This window comes from Chitinophaga sp. CCNWYY40, from assembly GCF_037483205.1.
Classification (GTDB): Bacteria; Bacteroidota; Bacteroidia; order Chitinophagales; family Chitinophagaceae; genus Chitinophaga; species Chitinophaga ginsengisegetis.
Map to the genome: position 1 here is coordinate 1 of NZ_JBBHLF010000015.1, position 8,531 is coordinate 8,531.

Consider the following 8,531-nt stretch of genomic DNA (forward strand, 5'->3'; position numbering starts at 1 on the left):
CACCAGCCATCCATCAGGATATGATGATGGGTCCAGATAAATTCATATTCACCCGGTTTCAACTCCAGAACGGTCAGACGCATACCCGGTCCTTCATGCAGGTTAAAGCCTTCTTCACGATCACTGATTTTATAAGCCGCTACCTTTGCTTCTTCCAGCTCACGATAACGGAAATCGGGAACATTGTACCGGCGCACTACCTGGATATTATCTTTTCCGTAACCATGATGGAAACCAGTACGAAGCATCGCATGCCGACCTACCAGGTAAGCGTAACTCTGCTGCAGTACTTCTACGTCAAAACTACCATGCAAACGGTAAGACATCTGTTCTACATACATCGTCCGGGAAGTGCCCAACAACCAGTGATAATACAAACCTTCCTGTAACGGCGATAAAGCATAGATATCCACGATATCCTTTTTGCTGTTCAGCTCCTGCAATGCTGCGAAGCTGAGTCCTTTATAAGTGAGGTCGCCGGCTGTGAGGTAACTGCCATCTTTTTCAGATAATGTTGTTATCAATGACCGTAAGCGGTTTGCATAACAATCGCTCAGCCGGTTGATGGTTTCCTGGTGGAATTGTTCTTTGCTGTAGCGGATACGAACGCGTAAACGCCCGGATACAAGAATGCCCGTAACCGTTAATGCCGTTTCCTGTTCATACGACATACCTGTTTCCTGCCCCCTGTGTTCCGTAGCATAATCAAATACGGATTCTCCTTCACCGGAGCTTACACCAGACCCGAAATCACCCAGGTAATTGAAAGTAATATCCCCGGGCCGTAAACCTCCCAGCCGCTCCCTGCCAATGGCATTTAAATAACGCAGCATTCCATAACCGATGCCTTTATTGGGTAAACGGCGCAGGTGATCCTTAACCCGGATCAGCGTATCTTCCGCCTCTTCACCCGGCATACTTTCCAGCAACACGGGATACATGGTAGTAAACCAACCGACAGTACGGGAGATGTTAGCGCCGCCGCCTGTTTCTTCACGGCCGTGGCCTTCCAGCCTCAGCAACAAACTGTCCTGTTGGAATATCTCCTGTACGGATTGTAATAAACAGGACAGTAAAATATCGTTGATATCGGTATGATAAACTCTATGTGCTTTTGTTTGCAATAAGTGGGTAATATTTTCTTCCAGCAAAAATCCTTCAGATGCACTGCAACCAATTACATTGGCGCCGGAAGGCATATCTAACGGTAAGGGCTCTCCGCTGTTGGCGGTTAGTGTCGTCCAGTAAGCCAATTCTCCTGACAGCGCGGGGCTGTTTGCCTGTTGTTGCTGATGATTGGCCCAGTCGCGGAAAGAATCACTTTTCAGGGGCAGCTGTGGACGTTGCCCCTGGCCCAGTTGTACATACAAAGTAGACAAGTCTTCCAGCAGGATACGCCAGCTTACGCCATCCACCACCAGGTGATGAATCACCAGCAACAGGCGATCGCCAGCCGGCAGATGGAAAAGACCCGCCTTCACCAATGGACCCTGTTCCAGGTTAATGCTTTCCTGTAAGCCGTAGCACAGGATTGTCATACGCCCTTCCGGATCGGCGTGTTCCCTCAGGTCATATTCTTCCAGGTGGTAATCAGGCTTTTCTGTTCCCTGGTTGTACTGCTGCCATACCCCATCTTCATAACGAAATACCATACGGAGCGCGTCATGATGTTTCACCAGGTGCGCCAGGCTCTGGTCCAGCACCGTCACCTCTACCGGCAAACGGCTGCTTAAGATCACTGATTGATTATAGTGATGTTTGCGGTCGTAGGTACCGGATAAGAACCATTGCTGAACCGGCATCAGCGCTACGTCGCCTTCTACTGCAGATTGTTCTGTAATGATATTGTCGGCTGCATGTACGTGCAGCGCCAGTTCTTCCAACACCGGGTATTTTAATATGTCTCCTACTTTAACAGAATATCCCCGTTGTTTTAACTGGCTGGCCAGCAGGATGGCTTTGATAGAATCACCTCCCAGGTTGAGGAAACTTGCTTGTATACTTACCTCTTTTCTTTTAAACATCCGTTCACAGATGCCGGTGAGAATAACTTCTACCGGACTACGCGGCGCCACGTAATTATCTGTGGCTCCTGTTCCCGGAGCAGGCAACGCCTTACGGTTTACTTTACCACTGGCTGTTAAAGGGAAATATTCCAGTGGTGTGAAATAGGCCGGCACCATGTATTCCGGCAATTTCAGCAACAGCTGTTGTCTGAGCAAGGCCGCATCGGGTGGTGTTTCGCTGATGTAATAGGCGGCCAGTAGCTGCCCGCCACTGTCCGGTTTAAATGCCGTTACTACGGCCGCATGAATACCGGGTAATGCAAGCAGCGCCTGTTCTATTTCTCCCAGCTCTATCCGGTAACCACGGATCTTCACCTGGTCATCTATACGACCCAGGTATTCAATATTACCGTCCGGAAGCCAGCGACCCAGGTCCCCCGTGCGGTATAAACGTTCATTCAGGAGAGGGTGGTCAATAAACTTTTCGGCTGTCAACTCCGGACGATTGTGATAGCCACGGGCCAGCTGAATACCACCAATATGGATCTCCGCAGCAACGCCTACCGGCACCAGCTGACCGTATTGATCCAGTATATGCAAATGGGTATTGGCGATGGGCTTACCGATAGGAACTTTATCTGTACCGGGCAGTGTATCATAATAACTTACTTCTATAGAAGTCTCCGTAGGGCCGTACAGGTTATACAACGGAACATCGGTAACTGCATACCAGGCGGCGACCGTAGCGGGCGATAAAGCCTCGCCACTGGCGAATACCCGCTTAAGACTGGTCAGTGAAGCAATATCTGTATTCTCAATAAAACTTTGCAGCATCACCGGCACAAAATGCGCATTACTGATCTTGTATGTGCTGATCAAGGCTGCCAGGCGGGTGGGAGAATACACGGCTTCATCTTCACACAATATCATCTTACAACCAAAGCAAAGCGGTACAAACAATTCCCATACAGATACGTCAAACGTAAATGTTGTTTTCTGCAATACCACATCTCCGGTGGTGAATCCATAATGTTCCCACATCCAGCGCAACCGGTTGATCAATCCTTTATGTTCAAGCATACAACCTTTCGGCAAACCGCTGGAACCGGAGGTATACAATACGTAGGCTAACTGATTTTCCTTTACTGCGTGATAAGTAATTGCGGCATAATCCTCTTCATTAAAGGAAGCAAGTAACGCTTCATCTATGCAGGCTTTGTAGCCACTATCTGCTGCAATATACCGCTGCCGCTCTTCCGGATAAGCAGGATCAACAGGCACGTACGCACAACCTGCCTTCAATACCGCCAGTAAAGAAATGATCAGCCATTCGCTTCTCTGTAATTTTATGCCGATAAGATCTTCAGGAGCCAACGTATAATGCGCATGCAGGTATGATGCCAGGTGCCCTGACTTTTCGTTCAGTTCCCGGTAAGTAAAGCTGCGGTTGGCATATACCAATGCAGTTGCATCCGGCTGTAACACTACCTGACGGCGGAATAATTCCGGTAATGTTACGTCGCGTTCATACAACACAGCGGTATCGTTAAACGTGTGCAGCAGTGTTTGTTTTTCCGGTTCTCCCAGGTAACACAACTCCTTCAGCTTTACAGCTGCAGGATTCACAAAGGCTGTCAACACCCTGTTGAAGTGTTCACTGATGCGCTGTACCGCTGCCGTAGGGTAACGCCGGCAGTTGTACCTGAACAATACCTGTATCCCTGCTCCGGCGGGCGCCACCACGATGGTAAAATCATAGTTTGTTTGCGCTACCACCTCTGAGCTTTCCAGCGAAAGCGTACTTGCCCCGTCATGCTCCATGCCACCGGACAAACCATCAGAAATCAACTCTTCTACCGGGTAGTTTTCATATACCAGGATATGATCAAACAACTGATGCCCCGGCAAACTGGCCGACTGTATATCGGATAACTTTATATAATGATGTGGCAGGCTTCCGATGGCATCCTGTTGTAACGACTGCAGCAATTCCTGAGCTGTCATATCGCCTTTATAACGCACCCGTACCGGGATAGTATTAATGAATAAACCAATCATATGTTCCACACCTGTCAATCCTGGCGGGCGGCCGGACACCACGGCGCCAAACACCACATCTTCTGTATTGTTATAACGACCCAACAGATAACTCCACGCGCCCTGCATAAACGTGTTCTCCGTAATACCAATGGAACGGCACACATTTCTGATACCGGACACCAGCTCTTTATCCAGGTTAAGACGTACTACCCCTCCCTCATAATCGCTTCCCTCCTGTTGCCCGAAAGGTATCACTGCCTGCTGTTCATATCCCTGGAGATAAGACTTCCAGTAGGATACACTGCTGCTGTGGTCCTGCACATCTAACCAGCGAATGTAGTTGACATACGGCGATACCGGCGGCAACAACGGCGTTTTCCCCTGTATCAGCTGACGGTAGATCTGATAAAACTCATCTATCAATACACCGGCACACCATCCGTCCATCAGGATATGATGATGTGTCCATACAAACTCATATTCATCTGGCCCAAGTTCCAGCACTGATAGCCTCATTGCGGGGCCTTCATGCAGGTTGAATCCTTCTTCACGGTCGGCTATCTTAAAAGATGCCACCTGTTCACCGCTCAGCTTTTGATAGCGAAAGTCCGGCTTCATATGCAGATGAACGACCTGGATATTTTCATCGCCATATCCGTGATGGAAACTGGTACGCAGCACCGCATGACGATTGGTAAGATAAGTATAGCTTGTGTGCAGTATGTTCAGGTCGAAGGTGCCACGTAAACGGTACGACATCTGCTCTACATACATGGTATCCCTGATACCCGCTAACCAATGATAATATAATCCGCCCTGCAGCGGAGATAAAGTATAAATATCTGTTACATCGCCGGTATTGTTAAGTATTTTGAGCTCTACCGGACTTAATCCTTTATAGGTAAGATCACCTGGAGTTAGCTCACTGCCCTCCATTTCCGACAACAATCTTATCAATGACGCAAGATGATCTGCATAATGCTGGCTTAACCGGGCGATTGTTTCCGGATAATATTGTTCTTTGCTATAACGGATACTGACATGCAGCTGACCGGAAGTGAGGATAGCAGTTACTGTAAGCGGGCTTTCCGGCTCGTATGATAAAGCACTTTCAAGACCTTTACCTTCTTCACCATAGTCAAAAACCGACTCCCCTCCACCTGCACTAAACCCGGAACCAAAATCACCCAGGTAATTGAAAGTGATATCACTCTCCCGCAATTTCCCCAACTCTTTCTCTCCATCCGGGTGTAAGTACCGCAGCATACCAAAACCAATACCTTTATCCGGTACACGACGCAGGTGGTCTTTCACCCGGATCAACGTATCTACGGCCTCTTCTCCGGCGTTTGTTTCCAGCAGTACCGGGTACATACTGGTGAACCAGCCTATGGTACGGGCAATGTTTACACTATTACCTATTTCTTCCCGGCCATGACCTTCCATTGTGAGCAGTAAATGTTCCTGCGGGAAAACCTCCTGCACAGCGCGTAATAAACCCGATAATAAAATATCGTTTACATCCGTGTGGTAAACGCGGTGCGCTTTTGTTTGTAAGAGGCTTGTGATGTTTTCATCCAGTGAAAATCCTTCAGTTACGCTATTCCCGATATTGTTGATACCGGAGGTCAGGTCCTTTCGCAACGGCAATCCGCTGCTATTAACGATCGTAGCCCAGTAATCCAGGCTTCTGGACAGTACGCCACCATTAGCCTGTCGCTGCTGATGAGCGGCCCAGTCGCGGAACGAGTCGCTCTTCAGCGGTAGCTGCGCGTGCTGGCCTTTACTTAGCTGCAGGTATAAAGTAGACAGATCTTCCAGGAGGATACGCCAGCTTACGCCATCTATTACCAGGTGATGAATAACCAGCAATAAACGATCGCCGGCAGGCAGGCGGAACAGGCCGGCTTTCACCAGTGGCCCCTGCTCCAGGTTGATACCTGATTGTAAGGCATTACATGTTGCTCTCATACGCCCATGCGCGTCAGCGTCTTCCCTCAGGTCATATTCTTCCAGGTGATAACACGGCTGCTCTGTTCCCTGGTTATATTGCTTCCATACATTCCCGTCATTACGGTATACCATACGAAGCGCATCATGATGCTTTACGAGGTACGCGAGACTCTGGTCAAGCACATTTATTGCTACAGGGATACGGCTGCTTAGCATCATCGACTGGTTGTAATGATGTTTCTGATCGTAAGATCCGGATAAAAACCATTGCTGCACCGGCATAAGTACAACATCTCCCGTTACTGTCTTCTGTTCGGCATCATTATTATCCAGTATTTTTACGTGTGTGGCCAGTTCTTCCAACAGCGGATATTTTAACACGTCTCCTACTTTCACCGTATAGCCTTTTTGCTTCATCTGGCTGGATAGCAAAATGGCTTTGATAGAATCACCACCAAGATCCAAAAAGCTGGTGGTTATACTGATCCCTGTTTTTTTCAGGATGCGTTCACAGGTGTCCACCAGGCTTATCTCTATCGCGTTGCGTGGGGCTACATATGGTGTGTTCTGATCTGCTACCTTTTCACCGGGAGCCGGTAATGCGTTGCGGTCAATTTTTCCGTTGGCCGTTAATGGTAGCCGGGGCAGCTGTATAAAATGCGCCGGTACCATATACTCCGGTAATTTCAATAACAACTGTTGCCGCAAAGCAATACTATCTTTTGCTCCATCACTGGTAAAATATGCCGCTATGGCGTGCTCTCCGTCTTCTTTCTTATAAGTGATTACTACTACGGCTGTAATACCGGCAAGGGCTTGCAGGGCATGTTCAATTTCTCCCAGCTCTATGCGGTAGCCACGTACCTTCACCTGGTCATCCTGGCGGCCGAGGTAATCTATCCGTCCATCGGGTAACCAGCGGCCAATATCACCGGTACGGTATACCCGTTGTCCGGCAAATCTCACAAACCGCCCGGACGTTAATTCAGCGCGGTTCAGGTAACCCTGTGCCACCTGCCTGCCACCGATATAGATCTCCCCGGTTATGCCGGCAGGTACCAGTTGCTGTGCTTTATCAAGTATATAAATCTGCATGTTGCTCACCGGAACACCGATCGTGATACCCGCCGCTGCATCTCCCTGCCCTATCCGGGATACGGTGCAGCCTACCGTCGTTTCCGTTGGGCCGTACTCGTTATAAATTATCAACGTGGAACTGATTTCATGTAAGCGGTGAATATGCGACAGCTGTAAGGCTTCTCCCCCTACCACTACCTGTGATACGGTAGTTGACCCGCCGTTGCCTGTTTCCACCAAACCAATATGTGCAGGCGTGCATTTCATAAAATTGATGCCTTTGCTGCCGTAAAAAACATCATGCAATACTTCTCCTACATGTTGCTCCTGATCATAAATGATCAGCTCTCCTCCGCTTAACAGGCTGCCGTAAATACCGGTCACCGTCAGATCAAACGACAAGGAGGTGAACAACGGCACACGGTATGTTTGCTCCGTTTCCCGGAAGTAAGTATCCAGGCAGTATCGCAGATAGTTATATAAGTTGTTGTGGGCAATCAGTACTCCTTTGGGATGACCCGTTGTTCCGGAAGTATATAATACATAGGCGATGCTTTCGGCGCTCACCACTGCAGAAGGCGACGGTTGTTCCGTCAGCCCGGCATAAATATCCTCCAGTATTTTTTCATCTACCAGCAGGCGGCAACCGCTGTCTGCCACAATGAAAGCGGTCCGTTCTTCCGGGTTGCTCATATCTACCGGTACATAACCGGCGCCGGCTTTCAGTATCCCCAGCATCAGTGTGATGGCACGAGTGCTGCGGGGAATGCGCATCCCGACAAGATCTCCTTCCCGGATGGCGTAGTGCTGTTGCAGCCTCGCCGCTACCTGGTCCGACTGCTCATCCAGTAATCTGTAACTCAACGTGGCAGCCCCATCTGTAATGGCCGTGCGATCGCCGTAACGGACTACGCTTTCGCGGAAAAGGTCCAGCACCGTGCCATCATTTCCATAGTCTTTTGTAGTGGCATTAAACTCATGCAGCAGTTGTTCCCGTTCCTCTTCACCAAGGTAATCCAGTTGATTTAAAGCAGTGGCCGGTTGTGTAATCACCGCTGATAACAATCGCTGGTAATGTTCCAGCAAACGGATAACAAACCACTGATCATAAATATCACTGTTGAACTCTGCATAAACGGACAGGCCGCCTGCTGCTGTTTCCTGGAAGTTAAAGATCAGGTCAAACTTACTCGGAGATGGCCCCAGCTGCGACACCTGGCCGGAAGGCAATACCGTTGCTGCTGCAGTGGCCGTGTCGATGTTTAGTACGTTCAGAAAAACATCGAACAAGGAGGAACGACTGGTATCGCGTTTCAATTTAAGATCATCCACCAACCGGTCAAACGGATAGGACTGATGGTCATAGGCTGCCAGTGTGGTGCTGCGGATATGTGATAACAGCGAGAGAAAATTATCTCCGCCGCTGAAGCGGCTACGCAACGCTACCGTGTTCAG

General features: G+C 49.1%; 1 protein-coding gene. It reads right to left on the reverse strand.

Going from position 1 to position 8,531, the window contains the following annotated elements; translation table 11 throughout:
* Positions 1-8,531 (reverse strand): amino acid adenylation domain-containing protein (locus V7S65_RS32145; RefSeq protein WP_339547036.1); only part of this gene is annotated, 8,531 nt, incomplete at both ends.